General features: G+C 51.9%; 22 protein-coding genes. 19 read left to right on the forward strand and 3 right to left on the reverse strand.

The window, feature by feature from the left end:
* Nucleotides 1–57 precede the first annotated feature (57 nt).
* The 19 genes from HY282_06305 (at nucleotide 58) to HY282_06395 (ending at nucleotide 24,790) form a co-directional block, all read left to right on the forward strand.
* Nucleotides 58–1,842: an MMPL family transporter gene (locus HY282_06305; protein MBI3803358.1), complete on the forward strand. Its 1,785-nt coding sequence runs from the start codon at nucleotides 58–60 to the stop codon at nucleotides 1,840–1,842.
* A gap of 33 nt (nucleotides 1,843–1,875) precedes the next feature.
* Entirely contained in the window at nucleotides 1,876–2,838 is a 963-nt protein-coding gene (locus HY282_06310) for a hypothetical protein (protein MBI3803359.1), read from the forward strand.
* A gap of 391 nt (nucleotides 2,839–3,229) precedes the next feature.
* On the forward strand, nucleotides 3,230–4,225 hold the full coding sequence (gene moaA, locus HY282_06315; protein MBI3803360.1) for a GTP 3',8-cyclase MoaA: 996 nt from the start codon (nucleotides 3,230–3,232) through the stop codon (nucleotides 4,223–4,225).
* Nucleotides 4,226–4,286: 61 nt separating this feature from the next.
* The gene (locus tag HY282_06320) at nucleotides 4,287–5,408 is read left to right on the forward strand and encodes a hypothetical protein (GenBank protein ID MBI3803361.1); all 1,122 of its coding nucleotides are present in this window, start codon (nucleotides 4,287–4,289) and stop codon (nucleotides 5,406–5,408) included.
* Nucleotides 5,409–6,710 (forward strand): hypothetical protein, encoded by a 1,302-nt coding sequence (locus tag HY282_06325; GenBank protein MBI3803362.1) that lies wholly within the window; start codon nucleotides 5,409–5,411, stop codon nucleotides 6,708–6,710.
* The gene (locus HY282_06330) at nucleotides 6,707–8,119 is read left to right on the forward strand and encodes a hypothetical protein (GenBank protein ID MBI3803363.1); all 1,413 of its coding nucleotides are present in this window, start codon (nucleotides 6,707–6,709) and stop codon (nucleotides 8,117–8,119) included. Before HY282_06325 ends, HY282_06330 begins: the two co-directional genes overlap by 4 nt.
* Nucleotides 8,120–9,564: 1,445 nt before the next feature.
* A complete protein-coding gene (locus tag HY282_06335) occupies nucleotides 9,565–10,539 on the forward strand; it encodes a hypothetical protein (GenBank protein ID MBI3803364.1) in 975 nt (324 codons plus the stop codon).
* A 24-nt stretch (nucleotides 10,540–10,563) separates the two neighbouring features.
* Complete coding sequence (locus HY282_06340) at nucleotides 10,564–11,589, forward strand: hypothetical protein (protein MBI3803365.1); 1,026 nt, start codon at nucleotides 10,564–10,566, stop codon at nucleotides 11,587–11,589.
* 207 nt (nucleotides 11,590–11,796) lie between these two features.
* Entirely contained in the window at nucleotides 11,797–13,785 is a 1,989-nt protein-coding gene (locus HY282_06345) for an Ig-like domain-containing protein (GenBank protein MBI3803366.1), read from the forward strand.
* Nucleotides 13,786–13,968: 183 nt separating this feature from the next.
* Entirely contained in the window at nucleotides 13,969–15,669 is a 1,701-nt protein-coding gene (locus HY282_06350; protein ID MBI3803367.1) for a long-chain fatty acid--CoA ligase, read from the forward strand.
* A complete protein-coding gene (locus HY282_06355; protein MBI3803368.1) occupies nucleotides 15,666–16,856 on the forward strand; it encodes a thiolase family protein in 1,191 nt (396 codons plus the stop codon). The genes HY282_06350 and HY282_06355 overlap by 4 nt, the downstream gene beginning before the upstream one ends.
* A gap of 86 nt (nucleotides 16,857–16,942) precedes the next feature.
* Nucleotides 16,943–18,154 (forward strand): hypothetical protein, encoded by a 1,212-nt coding sequence (locus HY282_06360; GenBank protein MBI3803369.1) that lies wholly within the window; start codon nucleotides 16,943–16,945, stop codon nucleotides 18,152–18,154.
* Nucleotides 18,155–18,366: 212 nt separating this feature from the next.
* Nucleotides 18,367–19,146 (forward strand): enoyl-CoA hydratase, encoded by a 780-nt coding sequence (locus tag HY282_06365; protein ID MBI3803370.1) that lies wholly within the window; start codon nucleotides 18,367–18,369, stop codon nucleotides 19,144–19,146.
* A 39-nt stretch (nucleotides 19,147–19,185) separates the two neighbouring features.
* On the forward strand, nucleotides 19,186–20,346 hold the full coding sequence (locus HY282_06370; protein MBI3803371.1) for an acyl-CoA dehydrogenase family protein: 1,161 nt from the start codon (nucleotides 19,186–19,188) through the stop codon (nucleotides 20,344–20,346).
* A 21-nt stretch (nucleotides 20,347–20,367) separates the two neighbouring features.
* Nucleotides 20,368–21,066, forward strand: coding sequence for a hypothetical protein (locus HY282_06375; protein ID MBI3803372.1), 699 nt, complete (start codon nucleotides 20,368–20,370; stop codon nucleotides 21,064–21,066).
* A gap of 53 nt (nucleotides 21,067–21,119) precedes the next feature.
* Nucleotides 21,120–21,695 carry a hypothetical protein gene (locus HY282_06380; GenBank protein MBI3803373.1) on the forward strand — a complete coding sequence of 192 codons (576 nt, stop codon included), beginning with the start codon at nucleotides 21,120–21,122 and terminating at the stop codon, nucleotides 21,693–21,695.
* A gap of 27 nt (nucleotides 21,696–21,722) precedes the next feature.
* A complete protein-coding gene (locus HY282_06385) occupies nucleotides 21,723–22,517 on the forward strand; it encodes an electron transfer flavoprotein subunit beta/FixA family protein (protein MBI3803374.1) in 795 nt (264 codons plus the stop codon).
* Nucleotides 22,518–22,541: 24 nt separating this feature from the next.
* Nucleotides 22,542–23,690, forward strand: a complete 1,149-nt coding sequence (locus HY282_06390; protein ID MBI3803375.1) for a patatin-like phospholipase family protein — start codon at nucleotides 22,542–22,544, stop codon at nucleotides 23,688–23,690.
* Between the two features lie 104 nt (nucleotides 23,691–23,794).
* The gene (locus tag HY282_06395; GenBank protein ID MBI3803376.1) at nucleotides 23,795–24,790 is read left to right on the forward strand and encodes an electron transfer flavoprotein subunit alpha/FixB family protein; all 996 of its coding nucleotides are present in this window, start codon (nucleotides 23,795–23,797) and stop codon (nucleotides 24,788–24,790) included.
* Between the two features lie 145 nt (nucleotides 24,791–24,935).
* Here the strand turns inward: HY282_06395 and HY282_06400 are convergent, their stop codons facing one another.
* The 3 genes from HY282_06400 to HY282_06410 form a co-directional block, all read right to left on the reverse strand.
* Nucleotides 24,936–25,223 carry an HU family DNA-binding protein gene (locus tag HY282_06400; protein MBI3803377.1) on the reverse strand — a complete coding sequence of 96 codons (288 nt, stop codon included), beginning with the start codon at nucleotides 25,221–25,223 and terminating at the stop codon, nucleotides 24,936–24,938.
* Nucleotides 25,224–25,460: 237 nt separating this feature from the next.
* Complete coding sequence (locus HY282_06405; GenBank protein MBI3803378.1) at nucleotides 25,461–25,877, reverse strand: VOC family protein; 417 nt, start codon at nucleotides 25,875–25,877, stop codon at nucleotides 25,461–25,463.
* Between the two features lie 46 nt (nucleotides 25,878–25,923).
* Nucleotides 25,924–26,514, reverse strand: a complete 591-nt coding sequence (locus tag HY282_06410; protein ID MBI3803379.1) for a Rieske 2Fe-2S domain-containing protein — start codon at nucleotides 26,512–26,514, stop codon at nucleotides 25,924–25,926.

Below are 26,514 nucleotides of genomic sequence, written 5' to 3' on the forward strand. Positions count from 1 at the left end.
TCGTGGCAGCAGACCTGGCCGGGAAGCTGGCTGTCCGATTCGACGATTCACTGCAAATTGCTTGACGTCGCCGATAAATACCGCGACGCCGACCATGAGATCTATCTTGGAGGCATGCCCATTGTGCTCTCCTTCTTCGAGGCAGATTCTTTCCGGATGTTGGTCGTTCTTTTCCCCATCGCTATCATTATCATCGGCCTTCTTCACTACATTGCCTTTCGGACCTGGCAGGGGCTTCTTATTCCTCTCCTCACCTCATTATTGGCAGTCGCCTGGGCGATGGGCATGATGGGGCTTACGCACACGCCGCTCGATCCATGGAATGCGATGACTCCGATTCTTATTTTAGCCATTGCAGCAGGCCACTCGGTTCAAATTCTAAAACGTTATTATGAAGAATACGAACGGCTCGGTGATTCCAAGCAAGCGGTGATTGAATCAACAACCCAAGTCGGTCTTGCGATGATCACGGCAGGCCTGATTGCTTCGGCGAGTTTTGCCTCTTTAATTACATTCAAATTAAAAACATTCCAATCTTTTGGATTGTTTACCGCATTCGGGATTTTAAGCGCCCTCGTTTTGGAGCTGACCTTTATTCCAGCCCTTCGATCAATTCTTAAGCCCTCCCGCAAAAAAAAGGTCTTGCGGGGTCCTGATCTGCTCGACCGATTTTTAGCAGGGCTGGCACACCAGGTGACAGGAAGCGGGAGAACCCTGATTCTTACCGGCGCCGCCCTTTTCTTTGTCATCGCGGCGTTAGGAACACTCCGTGTTCAGATCAGTAACAGCAATCGCTCCCAATTTTTTGAGTCGACCGTCCTTCGGCAGGATGAACGAGCTCTCAACGACAAGTTTGCAGGAACATCTACATTCTATATTCTTTTAGAAGCGAAGAAAGAGGATGCTTTAAAGAGTCCGGAGGTCGCGCTGGCGATTGATCGTTTGCAGCGGAAGCTGGAAGGTCTGCCGGAGGTCGGCAAAACAGAATCTTACATCGATTATGTTAAACAGATGAACCAAACATTGAACGGAGGAAATGCCGCGTTCAACAAGGTACCCGACACTCAAGAGCAGATTTCTCAATTTCTTTTCCTTTATTCGGTCTCGGGAAATCCGGCCGACTTCGCCCGGTTGATGCGACCTCAACAGCAGGAGGCGGTTATTTGGGTTTTCCTCAAAAGCGATGATACACGCTTGGCCGAGAAGTTAATTCAAATCGTCGAGCAAACACGCGATGCTGATTTTGCGCCTCGGCAGGTCTCGCTCGGCGTGGCGGGGAGCTCTCCCGTGGTGGTTGCCTTAAACCAAGAAATGGTGCGGGGAAAAGCCTGGAACATCATTCAAATCGCGGCCATTACTTTCTTTATGACCGCCCTCGTCCGTCGCTCTCTCTTGGGCGGGGTTTTCGTGATGGTCCCGCTGGCACTCTCCGTTTTAATTAATTTTGGTATAATGGGATTGAGCGGTATTACGCTCGGGATTGGTACCGCCGCAATTACTGCCATGGCCGTGGGTATCGGCGCCGATTATGAAATTTATTTGATTTTTCGCCTGCGGGAGGAGTTTAGAAAAACCAGGAACATCGAGGAGGCAATCCGGGTCACGTTACAGACTTCAGGAAAGGCTATCATTTTTGTTGCTCTTGCGGTCTCCGTCGGCTATGGGCTTCTTGCTTTTACCGGTTTCTATCTTCACATGGAAGGGATTTTGGTTCCCTTGGCAATGCTGACAAGCAGCCTTGGCGCATTAACCATCCTTCCTGCTTTGGTCATAATCTTTAAGCCTAAATTTGTTTTTGATACTCAGGAACTGCCGCTGACACTGAAGACGAGTACGAAATGAGGCGTCATTCCTTTTTTCCCGGAGATAGGTTGAGTGGGAAGGAAATGGTTTCTAATCATGGTCTTTGCCTTTCTCCTTTTCTCCGTCCCCAGGTCTGGCTTTTCCCAAGAATCACGCTTCAGCATCGCCTATACAATGGGCGTATATCAACCCTCCCTTAAAACCCTGAACAAGATTCTCGGGGATCCCCATCTTGCAGTCTTGCAGGATCCCAACTATCTGCTCCCCCGTAACCGCTTATTACCGGTCGAGGTCCGAGATATTGTCTCCCCCGAAATCACAGGAAAAACAAATTATGGCTTAGAAGTCCAGTGGGAGGCGACAGATAAATTCTCCTTGGTCGGAACCCTCTCATTATGGGAAGGAGGGTCAGTCGGGGAAGATATCATTACCACTTTTTTGCGCCAGGATCTACCCCCCGTCTCCGCTCCAAGAACAGCGACCTATGATCTCAACGTCAAGCAAATTTGGCTGGGGTGGAAATATAACCTTTTTATGGATCCGGATCGGGGACGGTTCTTTGTAAACGTCGGCCTGATCGGGGTTTCTATTGCAGACCTTACGATGGACTCCGTCGTCCGTGTAAATAGCCCCGATTTAAATTTCGCTTCGATCAGTTCCACCGAGGCACAAGGGGTCGCATTTACATCACGCGTCGGCATCGGCGGGGAGTATTTCCTTACTTCTTGGCTTTCATTCGGTGTAAACGCCAACTACGTGATTGGAAGCAGTGCAAAGATTAAAGTAAAAAGACATTTTCGCTCAAGCTTCTTCGATATCCCACCACCACCTCCAGAAACCACGGATCTCCAAAATGTTCCACCAACCCCTCAGAATGGGGACACAGTGCGGTGGGCCCGCGTTCAAACCCAGAACATTACGGATCTTTGCGATCCTGGGGATAAAATTGGGGGATGCAGCAGAGGTACGGGCCGACCTTTAGAATTGGAGCTAAATGGGTTTCAAGTCAGTGGCTTACTCCGTTTATATTTCTAATCTATTCAAATCAATAGGTCTGCGACATCATTGTAAGATGGCCTACTATTCTTAGGAGAATATATTGACAGTCAATTCTTCTGTGGTATATTAAAGCCAAGGTTGAAAGTAAGAAAACCGCAATGCCGGTAAGACCGAACGGCCACAGCTAAAAACTTGCCAATATGTTATATGGATAAATAGACAAGGGGAGTCAGAAGGAGTCGAAAAGCGAGACCTGTTTTGAAGCCAGCATAAACAATTAGCCTCACAATGGCCTATCGCTTTAGAGACTGGTAGATTCGGACAATATTGTCACATTTTTTTTATTGACACGTAATCCTATTTCTCTATAGACTCTAACTGGGTGTGTCAATTTTCCATATTAACTTTTCAAGATTAAGGAGGTCGGATGAATCCCCTTGTCGACGGTTATAAAAGGACCATTACTTACATGCGTGTCTCCATTACAGATCGGTGTAACCTTAGGTGTGTCTACTGTATGCCTGAGGAGGGGTTGGAGTGGACTCCTACAGACGAAATACTTAGCTATGATGAGTTGACACGAATTATCTCTGTTGCTGCAAAAAGGGGCCTAAGAAAAGTTCGGATTACGGGTGGCGAACCTCTGGTAAGAAAAGGGGTTGTTGGATTTGTTGAACAGCTTAATCGTGTCCCAGGGATGAAAGAGTTGGCCTTAACGACGAATGGTGTATTTCTTAAGGAACTCGCAGGTGACTTATACAAAGCAGGTTTAAGACGGCTCAATATTAGTCTAGATTCACTTAATTCAAAGACTTTCGCCCAAGTTGTCCGGCGCGATATCTTCCACAAAGTTTGGGAGGGGATTGAAGAGGCAGAACGTGTTGGTTTTGAGCCAATTAAAATTAATTGCGTGCTCCAGCAGGGTGTTAATGACCATGAAGTGATGGACTTTGTTCGTTTAACCCTCCGTAAACCATATCATGTCCGTTTCATCGAATATATGCCCTGTGCCAATTGGGACACCTGGATGAAGACCTACAAACCCTTCACTGCAGTCGTTGACGAAGTTCAGACGGAGTTCGGAAAACTCACGCCAATCAGTGGTTCCAATGAGAACGATAGTGGTCCATCAGAGAACTTCAGGATACCGGGCGCGCCGGGCGTTGTTGGCTTTATCCATGCGGTAAGCCACGATTTCTGCGATACCTGCAACCGAGTTCGTTTAACTGCTGATGGAAAGATCCGTCCTTGTTTGTTCTCTGAAATCGCTGTTGATTTCCGTGAGGCACTTCGAAACGGTTGTACTGATGAGGAGATTGAAGGACTTTTGGATCAGGTCCTATACGTAAAGCCGGAATATCATGAACTAGACATGCTTCCGGAAGAAAAGAAATTGACTACCATGGTTAATCTTGGAGGCTGATTTCTAGCCTCCAAGGCTTCCAGGGCACTCGATACTTTTCTTCCTGCAATTAGGGGAAAGTGTGCGAGATGACTTATTAAGAAGAGGGAATCGTCACAGCCATGCTGCGTATGTTACCTTCTTAATTTTCTTTGCTACCCTGTTTTTTTCATCAGGAAAGGCATTTGGGGTATGCAATTTAGTTGGAGCAGTCACAAAACCTGATAGCACCACACAAACCCGTTGTACCGAACTCCGTACGACACCGACTGATCGCCTCGCACCCGGTTTTGATCCATCCAAGTTACTCTCTCACAGCTTTCTCGGCGAGGTCGGGGGAACAGCTGCAATTGATAGCGCCCTTGAGCTCTTTGTCGTTCTTGGTCCTGGGGAAATCACTGGCAATCCATTTGGTCAGCTTCTGGATAAAACCACCACCCTTTGTAGTGAAATGGGGGGACCGATTGGGCATGAATGCCAGGGACTAAATACTATCTCTTTAGGTCGTGCTAAATTCAATACAGCGACCCAAAATGATCTTCCCCCCAGTACAGGCCCGTGTTACGATAATTCTATTCCTCCCTCTCCAGGACTTCAAATAACAGCATCGAGCAGTCCCAGTAGCTTCAGCAACCCTCCACCTAATTCACAAATCGATTGCCCTGCAAACGACACTTCAGGTTATCTTCATAATAATTTTGTCACCCAGGGAGATTTTTTTCCATTCCAGCTCATTCATGTGGGGTTTGATAGCATTATCACCTTTGAGGCCGTACCGGGCGGAACGACCTCGCCCAAAACCCTTCTACCCTGCACGGCCCCATCCGGTTGGACCTGTGTGAATAGTAGCCAAACCGTAAAACAAATAACGGGTGTTTTTAATGACCTTGGAACAGGCTCTTTTACCGCGCCTGGAGCAGGAGATCAAATCGTAGTCAATAATGTCTCCGCTTGGTCAGTCCAATCAAAAGGAGACCTGAAATTCACCTCTCCTACGATTGCATGGACACAACAAGTTACTGATCCTGATTTTTCCGGTGTTGCAATCTCAGGATTTGACGAGCTGACTTCCGGATCTTTTACATACTGCCAGGGATCACATGCTTCTGGCGGTCCCTGCGAAACAAATAACGTACCACAGGTTTCATATACTTCGGGAGATAGCCAAAGAAATGGTACATTCAGTACGTTGGGAGGAGACTAAATGCTCCTTTCAATGAAACAAGCCCCTGCTAAAAACAGAAGCTCCGAATCGATCATGGTGATCGGCTCTGGACTTTCAGCTAAGAGCCACCTGCATGGGAAAGCACTCCTCACTTTTTTTGTCCTCTTTTTTATTTTGAGAATCAGTCCAATAGTATACTCTCAAGAGTTTGTTATCTTTACAAAGACCCAAGATCAACGTTTTCCAGCTTGCACTTCAACTTCACAACCACAATGTGAACGATTCAACGCAAGTCAGCCCCCATGCGCAGCAACCCTTTCTACATTCACATGCCGCGGCTATGATCCCACTCGAAACATCAGTTCAGGTTTGACAACTCCAATCAACTGCGCTGATATTCAAACCAATTGCCCCGCTCCAGCCGATGGGGCGCTTGAGCTTTTCATGCGACTGGGTCCGGGTGAAGCAACTGGAAATATGCACGGACGGATTCAAGGAGTTAATGGAAGCCTTTGTAAAGAAATCTCCTCTGTCGATCCTGCAAGCAAACTTTGCGCGGGAATTGGCAATCTTAATTTGGGTATTGAAAAATACAACCCTAAAAGTCAAGACGACAATGCTCCTTGCGTCGGATTACTGGATAACTCCTCTTCTACAGGAACGGGGACGCCCAATGCATCGGAGAACTGTACAAATCCGACGGGAAATGGAATCAATACCGCTGGTATGACTTCTGCCGACGGTCCTCATGGATTTGCTGAACAGTTTTCACGCAATGATGATTTTTTCCCGGGTGCAATCGAGCATGCCGGATTCAAATTCGGCGTGACCTTCAAGTGGATGGATCAAAATGATCTTACGATTTGTAATCAAAATCGAACTGGGATGGTCCAACATACTTCTGTGTGCACGTATGCAGATCAGAGTGTTGAACAGGTGACTGCACTCGATTCCGATCTCGGGATCGGTACCCGAGCCAACCCCGGACCGGGGGACCAGGTGGTCCAGATTAATGTTCTAGGTTGGTCCGCAAAGAATAATGATGACATCTACACGACTGCCGGAAATGCAGCAAACCAAGCAGCAGGGATTAATCCAAGAATTGCGTGGAAGCAAACGATAAATGATCCAAACTTTTCAGGTCTTTCGGGATATAACGATGAAATGAACGGGGCCTTCACTTATTGCCATGGTGCTCACAACACTTCGGGAGATCCTTGCTTTTCGGTGGTTCTTCCAGATGCGGTATATCCGACCGGAACCAGTCAGACAATCGGCGATTTCAAGAGTTGCTTGCATTATGATCCGTCTACCGGTACTACCGGAGGGAACTGTCCATGAGTCTTTTTAATAAAAAATGGCGGTTGCTCTCCCATGCGTTGGTTGCAACGATCTTCTTTTCCTTACTTATAGTGGATAAGACTGAAGCGCAACTGTCGGGTGCAAGTGATTTTAATATTAATTCCAGCAGTATTGCCCAGCGGCGGGCCGGCAGTGCAACCGATCCAAATAATTTTGCTCGGAATAATCCCGGTTTTGACCCCTGTCTCAGTCCAACCGGAATTCAGAGCGGCGCAAAATGTGACGGCAATACGAATCCCGCCTCCGGTACAATTCCTCTCCTTTCAGCAAAAAATTTTGGTGGTGCAACAAATGATGATAACAACCGTCAAGGCGGATTCTTTCATGCTACGAGCTTTGGTGCTGTAACAGATAATATGTTCGGAGCCGTCTCTGCGATTGTCAATTGTGGAAAAGATGGAATTTGCGGAGGAGCCAATGCAGCCGATGATAATGACCCTACCTTTTGTGGAGATCCAGCGGTCGATACGGGCGTGGTAACCGGCCAGAACTGTGGAAACCTTCGCTACAATCCTACGCGACAGGAGATGAAAATTCCTCAAGGATCTAACAGCTTTCACTCCTCCAACTTTCCACTCAGGCGATTTTTCTCGCTTGAGGTAGTATCAGAAGATAAAGACCAGAACGGAGACGGAGTTGCAGATTATGACAAATGGGGAAGTCCTGCAGGTTCACCGATCATCAAAACACCTGACAGAACCAGCTTTTGCGGATATACGAGTCCGACTGTTTCCCTATATGGTGTCACGGTCCCAAACGATCCCAGCTTAAAAGCAGTCTGTCAGGGACCTCTGATGTTTGCTGGAATCGGTACCGGTTTTTCTACTGATTTTACATTTAGACGTGCACCCTCGTCTGGGACCTTCAACTGCGGCAAAGATCCGAGACTGGCTACCGTTCAAACGACTACGGATCTGACATGTAGCGTGATGGGGGTCATCGTGGAAACGCAGCTTGAAACGGGTTTCCCCGACCAGCACACCGAAATGGGAGCTTACTTCCATCTGACAAATCCTGATTGCGTTGGATCATCAACCGGTGTTGGAGGAAACAACGATTGCGCTGCCGCAAACATTAAACCAGGAACTGGAAATCTATTGTCCTTAACAGAATCTCATACGCCAGCGGCCTACAGAGGAGGAAGCGATCCGGTCCCAGCCACCATAACTATTAATTGGGCACAACACGTCACCGACCCCGATATCGCTGGAGCGATTGATCCGAACCAACCCGCTGCATTTAGTTCAACCATGGCCGGTTCATTCCAGATCTGTAATCGAAATGTTTGGGCAACCTGTAATCAGACTTTCCCCTCCGTCAATGCTCCAACCGGGGAAAGTCAAACACGCGGAGATCCGAACTTCTTCATCGGGATCGACGGAAACTAAGGCGACATTATGAAATTGTTCTACTTAATAGTCGGCGCTCTCTGTCTCCTCTTTCTCTCAGAACCACTCTCGTATGCTCAGACCCAGGATTTCTTCAGTGCGACATCCACTGCAAACAGCCGCTACAAAAACTCAGGCGGTGGGAATGACTGCCTAAATTGTCCAGGATTTAATCCCTGTAATGGATCAACCATTGGGGGAACCAGTTGCGACGGCAATGGCCTGCTCCGCCAAACGACGGTAGATGTTAGCCTGAATGTGACTCAGGTCGGTCTTGTCGGTCCGCAGGTCTGCATCTCACTCTGTGTCGGAACACCGAGCAATCCGACAAATGACTCTAAATTAGAAGTAAAAGCAAGTCCACTCTTCGCGACGACCGGCCCGGGTGCTGTTACAGACAATATGTTTAATGCCATTGCGGACCCAACACGAACAGATGCAGAAGTGGCTGCGGGATCTCCCGCATTTGGCAGAGGAACTCGCGCTCCCAGCAAGTGTGGAAACAGTGCCGCGGACGGAAGCTTTGATTCCACGATTGATCCGGGAATCCGATCCGGTCTGAACTGCGGTTATTTGCGATATGATCCGACAACCCAGGGTATGACAATTCCCGTTGGGAATAATACGCTCCCAACAAGCCAGACGATGTTACGTGTTAACACAATGACACTAACATCGAATTCTGGAACCTCCTGTGTCCTCGCAACCGATCCGCCACGCGCAAATAATACTGGAACCGGTTGCGATAAAATTGATTTCAATGCTTCTGCCCATGCATTTACAAATCAGTTTCCGACTGGAACCGATTGGACAAGCGGAGCGTTCACCTCTATTCCGAATGGCCTCTATAATGAATTTTCATTCAGCAGGGGAGTTGTTTGTCGAACGGATACAGGAGATACAACGTGTGTTAAGCAGAGTATTGTTCAGGAGACCCAAACAGAGAACGGACCGGGTCCTTCCCATGCAGAATGGGCTTTTTTTTGGTCGACAAAGAATGTCGATCCTGCCGGTACACCCTCCTCCGGAGGAGCCACCTGTGGCAGCCCGATTAATGGAGTTGCTCAGACAACAGGGGGAAAGGTTTGCGTACACTGGTTTTCGGACTATGAGGATTCTCCTTGCAAAATCGTGGGGACATATAACCCAAACACAGACCCAGGCAGTTGCCGAGGCGTCGCGAGTGGATATGGATTCCTCGACGTAAGTGAGGGTTATTTTATTTATAACGGGGATGCAGCCGCACCCGGCCCGACAAGCTATCCATTGGGTCCAGCCGCCTCATTTGGAACCATCACCGGGTCTACAAGCCCATGAAGGTATATACCATATGGATATTTTACCTAATTTTTTTATACCATTTTTAGTTTTTGTGTTTATAATAGTTAAATAAGGGAGGTAAGTTTTAAGGCAAGATTTCAAGCGCCTTTAATCAGGAGGAACCAATGAACACCATCCATCACACATCCACTAAAAAGATTGCGCTACTTGTAGCGGCAATCGGCATTCTGGCTTTGTCATGCCAGGCCGCCTTCGCCCAGTCGAATGATTTTTTCAGCAATACTCAATCGACCGACCTTCGAGCGGCAGCCGGCACGCCGACTGCTCCCGGTTTTGATCCCTGTCGCGGTGGAACCACAATCAATTCGACCACCTGTTCTGGAGCCACTGCAGGATCGGAGCCTCTTTTGGATGCGGTGAATCTGACCACCCTCTTCCCCAAACTCGGACCAGGCGCCGTGACCGATAACATGTTTGGAAAAGTCGAGCGACCGACTGGCGCCTTTATATTGCAATGTAATTCCGGTGCCTCTTTCGGCGCAGACCGTCTTAATTGCGGCGACGGCAAGTGGGATCCTAGCTTGGAAGGCCAAACCCTTCCTACAGCGGGTACCAATCTAACCAGCGCAATGGCGGTCAATACACCGATTGATATGGATTCTGGAAGCGGTACGGCAGCACATCATCACTCCCAAATGGAGAGCGGATTCGTCTGGAACCCTACCAACGGCGCCATTACCGTTCCAGTGAATACTGCAAATATGCCGAATATCGTGGGTGCACCCACTGCGGATTCTTGTGCCGCGGGAAGTACCGCCAATCCAAGAGTCTGCGGACAGGATTCGTTAATTGAAACAACTGCCTTTGATGCCTCGACAGAAGTGGTTGTTAGCTTGGCAACCTCTTGGAGCACAACTAACGATGCGGCTGGCACAATGGGTGGGAATCCCACCGTCAGTTGGCGGAGTCACATCGTTCAGGGAGAGTTTGTCGGCGGTGGCACCTTTGACCAAACCCTTCAGGGGAGTTTCGTTTACAATGGGACAAACCCAAGCTTTAATGCCACCCAATATCCAAACGGCGAGAGCTTCACAATCCGTGCAGGTGGCGGCGGATCACCGGTTGAAACCATTCCATAATTTATGAATCTAGGGAGGTCGAACATGAACATCATCAATAAAAAAGCCTTCACGGTGCCGGTGTTCCTGATTGGGATCTTGACTCTGGCGGCAACCCAAGCACGGGCAGTCGATTTCAACATGAACACCCAGCTGACCGATCTTCGATCAGATGGGAGCAACCAAAATCCGGGATTTAATCCGTGCAGAGGAGGAACACGGCAAGCAGATGGGAGTTGCGGTGGTGCCCTCGTTCAGGATAGCAGCGCTCTTGCTTTGTTGGACCCGGATAACCTTAAGACAGTCTTCCCAAGCCTCGGTCCTGGTGCGATCACGGACAATATGTTCGGCATTGTCTCCGGACAAGATGCAAGTGGAACTCCAATTGCCGTAACCGCCTGCGGGAAGGTCACCAATGCGTCATTGGCCGGTTTAAACTGCGGCGATCTGCGGTTTGATCCAGCATCTCAAGGCCAAAGCACCCTTCTCTCTGGCGTTAATAGTGTTAATAACACCTTGGTTGCCGGTGGCGCAGGTCTTAACATGAACACTCAATTCGTCGCTGATTTCTGCGCGGGTGGGGCAACTGACTGCCAAATTACCGGAACGCAAAAAGATGCTGCCCATACCGGATTTAATATTACCAATAACTTCAATTTCCTTACCTCCAGCGCGACAGCAAGTATCGTGACAGGTTCTGATAATATTCGGCAAGTCACGGCTGTTAAAACGACTGGCGCTGGAACACAAGTTGCGCCGGGAACGGGCGATCAACTTGTAGTTGTCAATGCCAGTTGGGCAACGACTGGAGGGAATCCCTCCTCGAATGATGCCGCGGTCGGCCCCAGCAGCCTGACTGTCACCTGGAGCCAGACGCTGTCTGACCCAGATCAGTCTGGGACCGGCAGTGGATCGTTTACCCAGAACATCAGCGGAAGCTTTGTTTATCAGGGTACAGCTGCCGCCGTCTCCGCGCAATATCCCAATGGGAGAACACAAACGGAGCGGAGCATCGGAACTGCCGCTGGTTCGATTGTCGGAGAAACGTTGGATTTCCCTCTCGTACCATAGAGAGTTTTCAGATATTGTCATCGCGAAAGAGGAGAGATCAAGCGATCTCTCCTCTTTTTTTGTCCTTCGGTTGAGGGGATTAAGAAGAAACGAGCCGAAATAACTATTTTTCATTTCCTCTTTTAATTAGCGAACTCACAAAAGTTGACAAAGACCCCGCCTGTGGTAACCTAAAACAAGCTTCCTTTTATTCCGGCGGAGGATTTTGTGAGGAAACGAAATTATCCATTTAAAATAGTCCAATGGTGTCTGACCATTGCTTTGACTATGATCGTGATAAACTGTGGTGGGGGAGGCGGACGCAAATCCGAATCAACCCAAGTCCCCAACACTGACACAACATCTCCGACCGTTTCCTCAACCGCGCCGGCCAATGGAGACACACAGGTTGCGCCCAATTCAATCATTACGGCCACCTTCAGTGAGGCGATTGATTCAAATACCTTCTCAAATAACTTCATTGTCAAAATACTCGGAACGTCGGGAGTGGCATCCGTTTCCGGAACGATCAGTTACATTCCTGACACAAAGACCGTCACCTTTAAACCTGATTCTAACCTAAACATCAATACAACTTATTCCGTAACACTTACAACAAACATTGAGGATCTGGCAGGGAATAAAATGACCGATCTTTATCAGTGGTCATTCAGCACCGGAGCCGCGATTGACAGTATTCCACCTTCTTTTTCTGGAAATGATCCGCAACTGGTCGCTCAGGCAACGAGCACCACCTCCATCTCGCTCTCATGGAATGCCGCTACCGATAATGCAACCCCGACAAATCAAATCCGGTATCTCATCTGTCAATCGACCTCTTCAACCGCCTGCAATACCGATCCTTTCCCCCAGACAGGAAGCAGTGTTGTCCTTTATGAAGGTACAGCCGGAACGCTCACTTATGGAGTGACCGGATTAACCAGCAATACACTGTATTACTTTACGGTCCGGGCAAAAGATCTCGTGGATCTCATTGACAGCAACACAGCCCAGAAATCTGCAACCACTCCCGGAAACTTTGTCTCGCTCGGAGGAAGTCTCAATGCGATCTGTACGGGTACTCTGACTAAGACCTGCGACAAAGATGCCACCAGTCCCTCCATTGCTATTGCCGGAAGTACCCCTTTTGTAGCATGGCAGGAAGCGTCGAATGTTTATGTTCGTTCCTTTAATGAGACTACCAAATGGTCGACGCCTGTTTCAATAAACAGTGCTGGCACTACCGGACAAAATCCGTCCCTGGCGTTAGATAACGCTTCACCGCCTGGATTGTATCTTACATATATTGAATGTGCTGGGAGCAACTGTAATGTCCTCGTTAAGAAGAACATCAGCAGCACATGGAGCTCTCCTATTGGAGATACAATCAGCACCAACAAAGCTGAAAAAAGCATGATCGCCTTCACAGCCGATAATACTCCTTATGTTATCTGGGCGGAAAAAGACATATCTGGAATAACTCAAATTTATGTCAAACATCTGGCCGGACAAAATTGGATTTTAGACGGCGCCAGCCTCAATGTGAATCAAGATAGGTTCGGCGCTTCTGCTGCGGCCGAAGGGTCCAATCCCTCAATCGCAGTCAGTGGTACGACCGTCAAAGCAGCTTGGTCGGAATGTGTGGCCAATACACCTGATTGCCAACTTTACGTAAAGACCTGGGATTCGTCCAATCCTTCCGTATGGACTCCATCAAACCCGACCTCACTGAAATTTGGGGGTCCTATTGACCCATCCAACCCAAACAATCCATCGCTTGCATATATCAATGGCATTTTGCACCTAGCCTGGCATGAACCCGGAAAAGTCTATCTTCGAAAAGATACCGGCGGCGGTTTTGGCTCTGCGGAGGTTATATCGAGTTCGGCGCAGTCTGCGTCGAACACGCCGGTAAAGGGAACAGCTACATCAACTCAGGTTCCTTATCTCGTTTATGCGGATACCACGTCCACCTCTCCCACTAATCCTCCTTTCCTCTTTGTAAAGCGATGGAATGGGACTCAGTGGATTACCGAAGGAAGCGGTCCGTTGAATATGACGGGAGGCGCAGGCTCAGCCGCATCGATGAGCTCAGCTATCGCTTTTTCAGCCGGTACCCCCTATGTTGCATGGGTAGAGACAGGCGCCTGTGCAACTAATTTGTGTCAACAAAGTAATTCAACCAATTCTCAACTGTATGTAAAACGGCTTCAGTAAACCTTACCTTCACCCTCTATTTTCCTAAGTCGAGGAGAGCCTCTCGGCTCTCCTCGTTGCCTTGACATCCATTCGGCAATCGGGTAAAGTTTTAATCATTGTTGTCGTTCTACAAGTTATGAATTATTCGAATGAAACAGTTACTTCTCCCCTCACAATATCATCGGCGAAAGAGGCTGGGCCATGGATCGCCCTTGGTTGAAGTATTATGAATCTGCTGTTCCCCCGCACTTGCAGTACCCACCGGTCCCCCTTCATCAACTCTTAATCGATTCGGCACAAAAACATCCGGAACAAAACGCCGTCCTCTTTTATGGAAAGGGGATGACCTATCGCGAGCTCGACGCGGAAACCAATCGCTTCGCACAGGCGCTCCTCAAGCTCGGCGTTCGAAAGGGAGACCGCGTTGCGGTCATGCTGCCGAACCTTCCGCAGTGCGTCATCGCTTATTATGGCGCGCTGAAGGTTGGCGCCTTGGTTGTCATGACAAATCCGCTTTATGTGGAGCGCGAGCTCGAGATTCAGCTCTCCGATTCAGGGGCTGAGACCATCGTTGCACTCGATTTTTTCTATCCACGCATTGAGAGGATCTGCAAAAAGACCGCGCTCAAAAATATCATTTTAACCTCCGTTCGCGACAAGCTCCCTTGGCTGTTGAGCCTCCTCTATCCGATCAAGGCACGAAAAGAGGGCCAATGGATTCATATCGAAAAGCGCCCTCCGATATACGATATGATGAAGATGATGGATCAGGCTTCCTCGACCCCACCGGAAGTTCCTGTCTCCGCAACAGACTTAGCGCTGCTCCAATACACCGGCGGAACGACCGGGATTCCGAAGGGGGTCATGCTGACTCATCAGAATCTGGTTGCCAATACGGTGCAGTGTCGTCACTGGATGCCGATCCTCAGAGAGGGGAATGAGGTTCTGCTCGCCGTTATTCCGTTCTTTCATGTCTATGGGATGTCGGCCTGTATGAACTTGTCGATTTATCTTGGAACGACGCTGGTTCTGCTCCCACGATTCATCACAAAAGATGTCCTCCATACCATTCAAAAAACACGCGCAACAATCTTCATGGGTGTCCAAGCAATGTATGTCGCCATCAACAATTTTTCGAAAGTAAAGGAATACGACCTCTCCTCGATTCGGGTCTGCATCTCCGGAGCCGGTCCGCTCCATGTTGAGGTTCAGCGACAATTCGAGAGTTTAACCGGCGGAAAACTCGTAGAAGGATACGGCCTCTCGGAAGCATCGCCGGTGACCCACGCAAACCCCATTCACGGCAAGCGCAAAGAGGGAAGCATCGGATTGCCCTTCCCAGATACCGATGCGAAAGTGGTCGACCTCGAAACCGGCACGAAAACGCTCTCGGTCGGAGAGGTCGGAGAGTTGGTCGTCCGAGGTCCCCAGGTGATGCAGGGATATTGGAAGAAGCCGGAGGAATCGGCCGCAGTTCTGCGAAACGGATGGCTCCATACCGGCGACATGGCGACGATGGATGAAGAGGGCTACTTCTTTATCGTCGACCGAAAAAAGGATATGATTAAGAGCAGGGGGGAGAATGTCTACCCGCGCGAGGTTGAAGAGGTCCTCTTTCGACATCCGAAAGTGAAAGAAGCAGTGGTCGTCGGACTTCCCGATCCCTTCGCCGGAGAGCGGATCAAAGCCTATCTGGTTCTTAAAGAAGGGGAGCGCGCCACCGCTGAAGAGATTCTCAAATTCTGCCGGATCGAGCTTTCCAAATTTAAAGTTCCTCAAGAGATCGAATTCCGGGAAGAGCTTCCGAAGACGATTATTGGTAAAGTCCTTCGGCGAATTTTAATCGACGAAGAGACAAAAAAATTACAGGGCGGGACACTGAATGCGAAGGAGTCCAAATGAAAGAGATCGCCATTATTGACGGCGTCCGAACACCGATCGGAAATCTCGGCGGGGCGCTAAAAGAAATCACAAACCAAAAAATGGGGGAGTTGGTCGTTCGAGAAGTATTGAAGCGGACCCACGTCGACCCGGCCCGCATCGAGGAGGTGATTTTCGGCTGCGTCGGCCAATACAGTGACGCGACCAATCTGGCCCGTGTCATTGGCCTCATGGCCGGTATCCCGATTACGACACCAGCCTACACCGTCGCACGAAATTGCGCTTCCGGACTGCAGGCGGTGGTCAATGCCTGTCAGAACATTCTCTCCGATGACGCCGACATCCAGATCGCCGGCGGGGTGGAGAACATGAGTTTGGCGCCGTTCGTCTCGCGCGATATGCGCTTTGGCCATCGGCTGAAACACTCGATGATGATCGACTCGATCTGGGAAGGCTTGACCGACGGCTTCTGCGGACAGATCATGGGCCATACCGCGGAGAACCTCGCCGAAGAATTCAAAATCTCCCGGCAAGAGCAAGACAAATACGCCGTGGAGAGCCATAAGAAGGCCTTCCGTGCTACCCGCGAAGGAAGATTCAAGGAAGAGATCGTCCCGGTCTCGATTCCGAAGAGGGTCGCCGGCAAAGAGGTCACGCCGGAGCTTTTTGCACAAGACGAAGGGATCAACGTCGCCCTCAGCGAGCAGATGCTCTCTCTCTACCCGACGATCTTTAAAGAGGGAGGAACGGTGACACCCGGCAACGCCTGTCCGATCAGCGACGGTGCGGCAGCCCTGTTAATCATGTCAAAGGAGAAGGCGCAAGAACTCAAATTGGAACCGCTTGGCTATATCCGGTCGTATGCTTCCGTCGGCGTCGAGCCGGAGCGGATGGGAATCGGTCCGGCGCTCGCCATTCCGAAGGCGCTCAAAAAAGCAAATCTCTCCCTCTCGGACATTCAACTGGTCGAGGTGAATGAAGCCTTCGCGATCCAATACCTCGCGGTCGAGCGGGCGCTCGGCCTGAAACGGGAGATTACGAACGTCAACGGCGGAGCGATTGCGCTCGGACATCCGGTCGGGATGAGCGGCACGCGGCTGATCATTACCGTTCTGAAGGAGATGAAGCGCCGGAATCTCTCCCTCGGCGTCGCCTCCCTCTGCGTCGGCGGCGGAATCGGCTCGGCCATGGTGCTGGAGAGAAAATAAGAAGACAGCGATCCGCTTTCAGCCGTCAGCCGAAAACGGAACCTCGTTGAGCTGAAAAACGGACACCTTCATTTCGGAGTGCACTCATGTACATCTACAAAGCAGCGGTGATCGGCGCGGGAATTATGGGATCGGGGATCGCTCAGGTAATCAGTTACTCCGGGCTTCCGGTTATTTTGAAAGATGTCGATCAAAAGTCGGTCGACAAAGGAGTGAACGAAATCCGAAAAATATATCAAAGCCGGGTTGACAAGGGGAAGATGACCGCCTCTGAGCTCGATCAGAAAATGATGCTCGTCACCGGCGCCACCGACTATTCCGGATTCTCCGACGTCGATATCGTCATTGAAGCGATCTTCGAAGACCTCGACGTAAAACGAAAGCTCTTCCAAGAATTGGAGAAGAATTGTCCCGAGAGCACGATCTTCGCCAGCAATACCTCCTCACTGCCGATCTCGGCGATCGCGGCCGCGACAAAGAAGCCGGAGAAGGTGATCGGGATGCACTTCTTTAATCCCGCCCCGGCGATGAAGCTCGTGGAAGTGATCCCCGGACTCGGCACGTCGCAAGATACGATCGACGATGTGGTCGCTTTTACCGAGAGCCTCCGAAAGATTCCGATCCGGGTCCAAGAGTGCGCCGGCTTTTTGGTCAATCGTCTCCTCATGCCCTATTTGAACGAAGCGGCGCTGGCGCTGCAGGAGGGATCGGCGCCGGCGAAGGAAATCGACGAGGCGATCGTCGCTTTCGGCATGCCGATGGGCCCCTTCACCCTTTCCGACCTGATTGGAATCGATGTCGCTGTAAAGGTCGCAGACATCTTGTATGACGCCTACGGTCCGCGCGTGACCCCAGCCGAGATTCTGAAGGAATTATATCAAACAGGCCGGTATGGAACCAAAGGAGGCGCAGGGTTCTACCAGTATAGCGAGGAAAAGAAAGGGGACCTGGAAGGAATCGTCTCGAAAATTCAGAAGCAGACCGGAAAAAAGGGGACCCGCTTTTCGGTCAACCGGTTGATCATGCCGATGATCAATGAAGCGGTGATCTCCTTGCAAGAAGGGGTGGCAACGGCGGGCGACATCGATATCGCCATGATGGCGGGAACCGGCTTTCCGCAGGCCAAGGGAGGACCGCTGCATTACGCCGATCAGATCGGAATCGACGTTGTCCTCTCCGAATTGCAAGCGCTGACAAAGGAACTCGGACCGCGCTTCTGGCCGGCGCCGATGCTCAAGCGAATGGCAATGGGCGGCTACCTCGGCGTAAAAACAGGAAAGGGGTTTTTCACTTACTAGCAGGAACGAGCGATGGGCTCTGCCAGAGCGAGCGCGGGTTGGACGGTCCTTTCAGACTTTTTTTAGGAATCGGACTTTTTGAACTCCAGATTCGAGAACAACAAAGGCGAGGATCAGGCGGTGCCTGTCCGAGCCGCGGGGTGTGGGGGCATCGGAGGACCCTTTCTTTGTCACTGGCCGGATGGGCCCCCACTTAAAAATAGGAGGAGACCTTGGCGAACCAGTTCGTCAATTACACCGTAGAAGATCGTGTTGCGACAGTGACCCTCAGCAATCCTCCGGCGAACGTTCTGACGATTCCACTGATGACCGAATTGGATAAGGTCATCGGCGAGCTGTCCGAAAATGAGGAGGTGAAAGTTCTCATTCTAAACGGGTCGGGAACCCTCTTCGTCGCAGGAGCCGACATCAAGGAGATCGCCTCCATCTCCTCATCTCAGAAGGGGGAGGCGCTGGCGCTGATGGGCCAGGGCGTTTTCAACAAGATTGAGCAGATGCAAAAGCCGGTCATCGCCGCCATCACCGGCTTCTGTCTGGGCGGGGGAATGGAGCTGGCGATGGCATGTCATATGCGGATCGCCGGCGATCGGGCGCGGATGGGCCAGCCGGAGATTAACTTGGGAATCATCCCGGGGTTCGGAGGAACGCAACGCCTCACGCGGCTCGTGGGACGGGCGAAAGCGATTGAAATCATCCTCACCGGCGACATGATTAACGCCCAGGAGGCAAAAGCGCTTGGGCTGGTGAACAAAGTCGTTCCGGAGGGAGAAGTGTTGAAACAGGCGGTGGGACTCGCCAAAAAGATTGCGTCGAAGGGGAAAAAGGCCGTTGCGGCGGCGATGGTCGCCATTCAGGAGGGGCTTACGCAACCGCTCTCGCAAGGGCTCGCCTTGGAGGCGAACCTCTTCGGGCAGATCTGTGAGACAAGCGATATGAAGGAAGGGATCTCGGCCTTTCTCGAAAAACGCCAGCCCAAATTCCAAGACAAATAGGAATGACAACAGATTGCCAATCCTTCCACTGGAGGAGAAATGGAATTCAACTTTACCGAAGAACAGGTGATGCTCCGCGATATGGTTCGGAAGTTTACCGACAACGAGATCAAACCGATCGCGCAGCGGATCGATAAAGAGCACAACGTCGACCTGGTCAAAGAGATCTTCAAAAAAGGGGCGGAGCTCGGACTCTGCGGAATTCCTTTTCCGGAGCAATATGGCGGCGCCGGATTCGGTGAGATGGGCTACTGCATCCTTCTGGAAGAACTCTCGCACGGCTGCGCCTCGACGACGGTCACCTTCGGCGCCCATATCGGCCTCGCCGGAACCTCCATCTTTTTGGGTGGGACCGAAGAGCAAAAGCAAAAATATCTCGTCCCGCTGGCGCAGGGACAAAAGATGGGCGCCTACGCTCTCACCGAGCCGGGCGCCGGCTCCGATGCGGCGAATATCCAGCTTTCCGCCAAGCGCGACGGAGATCATTATATTTTGAACGGAACGAAGCTCTGGATCACCAACGGCGACATCGCCGACATCGTCGTCGTCTACGCCGTCACCGATCCGGCGCTGAAAGCCCGCGGAGGAATCACCGCCTTCATCGTCGAGACAAACACGCCGGGATTCTCCGCCCATCGGATCGAGGACAAAATGGGGCTGCGCGGCTCGGCGACGGCGGAGCTGGTTTTCCAGGAGGTTCGGGTTCCGAAAGAGAACATCCTGGGAGAAATTGGAAAAGGGTTCGTCATCGCGATGCAGACGCTGGACGAGTCGCGCCTCTCGCTGGCCGCAGGCTGCATTGGCGGCGCCAAGGAGATGATCGCCATGTCGGTCGACTTCGCCAAGAAACGGGTCGCCTTCGGCCAGCCGATCGCCCAATTCCAAGCGATCCAGTTCATGATCGCCGAGATGAGCGCGGAGACCTATCTGATGGAGTCGGTCGTTTATCGAACCGCCTGGATGTATGATCAGGGGAAAAAGATCCCGCGCGAAGGAGCGATCTGTAAACTGTTCTGCACTGAAGCGCTCGACCGGATCGTCGACAAAGCGGTCCAAATCCACGGCGGCAATGGATTCATGGGAGAACACCCGGTGGAACGGGCCTACCGCGACTCTCGGATCAACCGGATCTTCGAAGGGACCAATGAAATTCAACGGCTTGTCATCGCAGAAGATGTGATCAAAAAAGGAGGGTTCTGAGGAGCGACTCCGACCCCGCCTATGGCTGTTCAAATTGTCGTTCTCATTAATCCAATCCCGGACCTCGGCAAAGCAAGCCTGAGCAAGAGCCAGGCAACCCTCTTTGAAAAGGGGCCCCGAATCATGGATCCCTCCGACCGAAATGCCCTCGAATTCGCCCTTCAAATCCGAGAGAAGGGGGGGCAATGGAATGCAGCCGCAGGGAAGGTGACGGTCACTACCCTTATGCTGGCCCCCTCCGACTGCGAATCGATTCTCAAAGAAACCCTCGCACTCGAGGCGGACCAAGCGGTCCTCCTCTCGGATCCCGCATTTCAAGGCGGGGATGATGTCGCCGTCGCCGTCGCGCTTGCGCGGGCGGTTTCCAAGTTAAAGGCCGATTTAACCCTCTCCGGCGCCGGCATCGTCGGGCATCGCGTCGCCGAGGAGATGAAGATCCCGTCGGTGGTGTCGGTCTCCGGAATCACCTTCAACGAAGGACGTCTTCAGATCACCACCGAGGATCGTCCGGGACCCCTCAAGGTCTCTCTTCCACTTCTCGCCTCCGTTCTCGCCGGCAGCAACACCCCCCGCATCGCCAATGCCATTAAAATCATGAAGGCCGCAAAGCGAGAGGTGTTGAAGTGGACCCCCGCCGATCTCAACCTGGCCACCGAGGAGGTCGGCCCTGCTGCCTCCGGCATCGCGCGCACACGCTCTTTCCTGCCGGAGAGCGGCTAGACTTAAGGTCCATGCGCTGAGAAATTGACGACCGATCGGAAGGTGATATACTCATGAGTGATATCAGGAACGAGGTTATCTGGACGAACATTTTGATTATTGCGGAGACCGAATCAGGCCGGCTCACCGCAGCGTCAAGAGAACTTTTTGGAAAGGGGAGAGAATTGGCGGACCAACTCGGCGTCTGGGTCATGGTCTATCCCCAGCCGTTTCCTTCGGATGAAGGAAAAGAGATCTTTTCCTACGGCGCCGACCTCGTTCTCAAAACCGCTCTCCCTTCCACCCTTTCACCCGCAGAAGACCTTTCATCTGAAGCAGAACAGATTGCCGCGCTGATCGAGACAAAACGGCCGGAGATCGTCCTCTTCGCCGAATCGGACCGGGCCGCTGCGTTGGCGGCACGCGTCGCGCAACGCTTTCGAACCGGCCTGGTGACCGGATGCACGTCGCTGACGCTTGATTTAACTGAACGGCGCCTCGTGGCGGCTTGCCCGGTTTATCAGGGGAGACTGATGGAAGAGTCTGTCTGGCCGACGAAACGACCTCAGATCGCGACGCTGGCGCCCGGCGCTTTCCCGGAAGGATTTCCAGATCCCTACCGCGAGGGAACGGTCGAAACCGTCGGATAGAATTCAAGCTGTCTATAAGGAGATTGGATGAATATTGCAGTCTGCATCAAGCAGGTCCCGGCATCGGAGTCGAAGGTAAAACCTTCCGCCGACGGAAAAGATATCGATCGAACCGGCCTCACCTATATCGTGAATCCTTACGATGAATTCGGTCTGGAAGAAGGGCTCCGAATCAAAGAGCGGCTGAAGGTCGGCCAGGTCACCGCAATCACCACCGGTCCCGACAAGGCGGCCGAAGCACTCCGGAATTGTCTGGCGGTCGGGGCCGACCAAGCGATCCATATCAAAGATCCGGCGCTGGAAGGAGGAGACACTTATACAACGGCGCTCGTTCTGGCCGCCGCGTTGAAGCGGAATCCATACGATGTCATCTTTTTCGGAAAGCATGCGATTGACGATGACCTCGGCGCCGTCGGGGTCGAGGTCGCCGAACTGATGGGCCTCCCTCATGTCGCCGCCGTAGCCAGGTTGGAAATCGACGCCGAGAAAAAGCAGGCGGTCGCCCACCGTCAGATTGAAGGGGCGATCGAGGTCGTTGAAGTCAAGCTTCCCGCGATCTTCACCTGTCAGAAGGGGATGAACGAGCCTCGCTATGCCTCGCTTCCGGGGATCATGAAGGCAAAGCAGAAGCCGCTGACGGTTCTGTCGCTTGCCGATCTCGGCATCGATCCGAACCAGGCCGGCGCCGGCGGAGCAAAGCTCATCGTGGAGAGGATTGAATCTCCGGCCGTTCGCTCGGCGGGGAAGGTGATTGAAGGGGAGCCCGCCCAAGCGGTGGCGGAGCTGATTCGGCTGCTGCGGGAAGAGGTTAAAGTTCTCTAACCTCGGTCGCTTTGGTAAAAACATATGATACAAGAAAATGGTCCCGATTCTCAGGCCGGGTTAGAAGGGAAAAGTCCACGGGCAAAACGGGCGCTTGTCCTTGCCGGCGGGGGGATTCCCGGCTGGATGTATGAAATCGGATGCTTGACGGCGCTGGATGATTTCTTTGACGGCTTCTCGGTCAATGATTTCGATATTTATGTCGGCACCAGCGCCGGGGCCGCCGTCGCCGCGCTCATTGCCAATGGCGTCCGGCCTCGATCCATTTATGAGGATATTAAGAACGATCGGAAAACGCCGTATAACTTCGCCCGGCGGGACATCTACAGCTTCGGCTATCAAGAGACCTTCCATATCCTCAAAAAGTTCCTGAAATCCCTGTATCAGATCGGTCGATATTACATCCGAAGCGGTCGCCCCGTTTCGATTTTGGATCTCTTAGACCTCCTGCAGGAGAGCCTTCCTTCAGGGATCTTTACCTTGAAAAACTTTGATCTCTATCTCTCGAATTTCTTCTCCCAAGAGGGGTACACCAATGATTTCCGGAAATTGAAGAAAGAGCTTTATATTCCCGCGGTCGACGTCGATCTGGGCCGATATGATGTGTTCGGAGAAGGAGAGTTTGCCGGCATTCCGATTTCTCAGGCCGTCATCGCCTCCGCCGCCATGCCGATCCTTTTTCAGCCGGTCCATATTAACGGAAAAGATTATATCGACGGCGGGGTTGGAAGGGTTGCCTATATGGACATCGCGATGAACCACGGCGCCGAGATGATGTGGGTGATCAATCCGATTCAATACATCGTCAACGATCGAAACCATGTCCGCCTCCCCTCGCTCTCGGCCGATGGTCAGAGCGTCGGAATCAAGGACAAAGGGCTTTCCTATATTTATGATCAGGCGATGCGGGTCAACACTTCGACCCGGATGTACCTGGCGATGAAACGCTACATCTTCGAACATCCGACCAAGCAATTTATTCTGACCCAACCGAAGCCGTCGGAGGCGTTTATGTTCGCGCACCATGCGATCAGCTACAACAGCCGCGTTCAGGTCCTCCGATACGGGTACCACTCCACCATGCAGACTTTAAAAGAAGAATTCGTTTACTATAAAGACTGCTTGAATCGGAATCAGATCGAGGCGACGCTCGATAAATTTAAGGAACCGTGAAGAAGGGGCGGAAGAGAGAAGAAGACGGAAGTCGGGGGTCAGAAGAAAAACGTTATCGGTCGGAGAGCTGAATTCTGACTTCTGTCTCCTTTATTTGGGGAGGAATTATGCCAGGCATTTTGGTCTTTGCGGAGCAAAGAGAAGGAAAGGTCAAACGGGTCGGCTTGGAAGCGCTCGCCGCCGCCAAGCGGCTCATCACCCAGGCGGGCGGGGAGGTCGGTGCCGTTTTAATCGGCGATCAAGTCGCCTCCGAGGCAAAAGCCCTCGCCGCCGGCGGCGCCGACAAAGTCTACCTGGCGGAAGCGCCCGAGCTGCGGCTCTACTCCTCAGAGGGATATGCTTCCATTGTCGCCGATGTTGCAAAACGGAGCGACGCCACCCTCCTCTTGATGGGGGCAACGGCAATGGGAAAAGACCTCGGCCCCAAGCTGGCGGCCAAACTAAAGGGCCCGTTCATCGGAGATTGTATTGCCCTGGAGGTCGGCGCCGGAGGGATCGCTTCTGCAACCCGGCCGATCTATGGCGGGAAACTTCTCTCAAAGGTCGTCAGCCGGCAAGCCTCCTTTCAGGTGGCGACCCTCCGACCGAATGTCTTCCCCGCAAACGCACCCGATGGATCCCGCCAGCCGGTGATCGAGCGGGTGGCCCCATCGATCGACCTCGCACAGTTAACGGCCAAGGTGAAGGAGCTTCTGGCCTCGGCCGGATCAAAAATAGAATTGACCGAAGCCCAAATCATCGTGTCGGGAGGACGGGGATTGAAAGCGCCGGAAAACTTCAAGCTGGTGGAAGCGCTCGCGGAAGCGCTCGGCGCGGCGGTCGGCGCCTCTCGCGCCGCCGTCGATGCCGGATGGAAACCGCATGCCTATCAGGTCGGTTTGACCGGGAAGACCGTCTCTCCCTTGCTCTACATTGCCTGCGGCATCTCCGGGGCCATTCAGCATCAAGCGGGAATGTCCTCTTCCAAATATATTGTTGCAATCAACAAAGACCCGAATGCGCCGATCTTCAAACTTGCCAATTACGGTATTGTCGGCGATGTCTTCGAAATTCTTCCGCTTCTGACCGAGGCGGTCCAGAAAGCCAAGGCGGAGGGATAATCTTCGCTTCTATTACAGTCCATTTTTTCTAGATCTTTCTATTCTGAATTTTAAATTCCTCAAATAAAAAGGGGCGCGGTATTTCAATGCCGCGCCCCTTTTATAAAGATCCCTTCAAAATTGGATCGAAGGAAATTCCGTATTCCTATTTCTTCCCCAGGATGGAGTCCTTTGCCGCCTTTGCAACGCGGAACTTCACCACACGCTTCGCCGGTATCTTAATCGCCTCGCCTGTCTGGGGGTTGCGTCCCATCCTCGCCTTGCGATTCACAAGAACAAGCTTCCCGAGGCCGGGGAGGGTAAAGCTGTTTTTTGCCTCCCGATATGCAAGCGATGCGAGTTCATCCAGAAATTGAACCGCCACTTTTTTGGCAAGACCGGTTTTCTTCGAGAGCTGGTCGGCGATCTGAGACTTGGTCATGGCTTTTGCCATACGTTCATCCTCCTTATCAGATAGAAGTACGCTTCATCCAACGTTCACGCCGGGACACGAACTCCTCGGCCGTCACCACGAACGGGCCACACATCTTCTCTCAAGACTGATGCGCTACTCAGTCGGGAGGGGGCCCCGATACCCTCCCACCACATAAGGATCGAGGAAATATATCCTGATTTTAAAGATAGGTCAAGAGAAGAAAATACAGAAAAAGAATTTCTTCACAAATTCCCTTTAAAAAAGCCGGCTGATATGCGGCTCATAGAGGACTTGAATCACATTTCCGTCCGGATCGGCCATGTAGAATGAATAACTTCCGTCCCGATGTCGCTTGAGCGGCTTGATGATCGGAACGCCCGCCGCTTCCATCCGCTGAAACGCCGTATCGACCGCCGCCTCATTCTCGGCGATCAATCCAAAATGATCGAGACGCTGTTCGGCCTCCGGTGCAAACATCCCTTCCGGCGGCGTCTGATGCAGCGCGAGGTTGTCTGCGCCGAAGCTCAGATAAATATTCTCCCGATCAGGCGCCCAGACAACCTCCATGCCGAGGGTCTCTTGATAAAACCGGCGCGACGTCTCCATGTTGCTCACCCGCAGCGCCAGGTGCCGGAGCCCTCGCACCGGAAGGGGTTCTCTCTTTCCGGACATTCGTTCTCCTTCTTCTTTCTTACACGATTCTTACGCGCTTGCGCGCTCAAAGCAGCTCAATCAATTCGTCGAGCTTCTCCTGCGCTCCATATGAAATTCCTTCGAGATCACGGTATGGAATCCGAAGCAGGTCTTGGCTGTAAATCGCCCCTTGGCGCATAAAGAGCTCGCCCAGCCAGATCAGCCGCTCGCCGATCCGGCTCTGCCGTGCGATCCGTTCAATTTCTTCCGGAATCATCGAATACTCGTTGGCCAACGCTTCCGCCGTTTCACCGGCAGCGAGTCGACGAAGGATCGTTTGGTTTCGCCGAAGGGGAGAGGTCAGCGAAGAGACGTCGAGATAGACCTCATCCCCTTCGAGCTTCACCGCGAAGCAGTCCACCCTCATCGAAGGGGCTTCGACCATCGCGCCGGTCCGGACGTCAAACCGCCAGAGATGCCACGGACAGGTGACGATGCCGTCTTTCACCGGCCCATGCCCGAGCGGTCCGCCTTCATGGAGGCAGAGGTTGTCGATCGCATAAACCTTCCCATCCAATCGAAAGAGGGCGATCTCCTTTCCCTCCACTTGGATCACCTTCCCTCGCTCCGTCGGGATCTCATCAAGCGTCGCCACTTTGACGAACTCTTCGGACAT

This window comes from Candidatus Manganitrophaceae bacterium, assembly GCA_016200325.1.
Lineage (GTDB): Bacteria > Nitrospirota > Nitrospiria > SBBL01 > Manganitrophaceae > Manganitrophus.

Excerpts from the sequence above, each read along its gene's own strand:
- HY282_06355 (MBI3803368.1), top strand. The coding sequence starts at position 15,666 with ATGAAAGAGATCGCCATTATTGACGGCGTCCGAACACCGATCGGAAAT.
- HY282_06400 (MBI3803377.1), bottom strand. The coding sequence starts at position 25,223 with ATGGCAAAAGCCATGACCAAGTCTCAGATCGCCGACCAGCTCTCGAAG.
- HY282_06325 (MBI3803362.1), top strand. The coding sequence starts at position 5,409 with ATGCTCCTTTCAATGAAACAAGCCCCTGCTAAAAACAGAAGCTCCGAA.
- HY282_06340 (MBI3803365.1), top strand. The coding sequence starts at position 10,564 with ATGAACATCATCAATAAAAAAGCCTTCACGGTGCCGGTGTTCCTGATT.
- HY282_06390 (MBI3803375.1), top strand. The coding sequence starts at position 22,542 with ATGATACAAGAAAATGGTCCCGATTCTCAGGCCGGGTTAGAAGGGAAA.
- HY282_06380 (MBI3803373.1), top strand. The coding sequence starts at position 21,120 with ATGAGTGATATCAGGAACGAGGTTATCTGGACGAACATTTTGATTATT.
- HY282_06350 (MBI3803367.1), top strand. The coding sequence starts at position 13,969 with ATGGATCGCCCTTGGTTGAAGTATTATGAATCTGCTGTTCCCCCGCAC.
- HY282_06360 (MBI3803369.1), top strand. The coding sequence starts at position 16,943 with ATGTACATCTACAAAGCAGCGGTGATCGGCGCGGGAATTATGGGATCG.
- HY282_06410 (MBI3803379.1), bottom strand. The coding sequence starts at position 26,514 with ATGTCCGAAGAGTTCGTCAAAGTGGCGACGCTTGATGAGATCCCGACG.
- HY282_06330 (MBI3803363.1), top strand. The coding sequence starts at position 6,707 with ATGAGTCTTTTTAATAAAAAATGGCGGTTGCTCTCCCATGCGTTGGTT.
- HY282_06370 (MBI3803371.1), top strand. The coding sequence starts at position 19,186 with ATGGAATTCAACTTTACCGAAGAACAGGTGATGCTCCGCGATATGGTT.
- HY282_06375 (MBI3803372.1), top strand. The coding sequence starts at position 20,368 with ATGGCTGTTCAAATTGTCGTTCTCATTAATCCAATCCCGGACCTCGGC.
- moaA (MBI3803360.1), top strand. The coding sequence starts at position 3,230 with ATGAATCCCCTTGTCGACGGTTATAAAAGGACCATTACTTACATGCGT.
- HY282_06335 (MBI3803364.1), top strand. The coding sequence starts at position 9,565 with ATGAACACCATCCATCACACATCCACTAAAAAGATTGCGCTACTTGTA.
- HY282_06405 (MBI3803378.1), bottom strand. The coding sequence starts at position 25,877 with ATGTCCGGAAAGAGAGAACCCCTTCCGGTGCGAGGGCTCCGGCACCTG.
- HY282_06385 (MBI3803374.1), top strand. The coding sequence starts at position 21,723 with ATGAATATTGCAGTCTGCATCAAGCAGGTCCCGGCATCGGAGTCGAAG.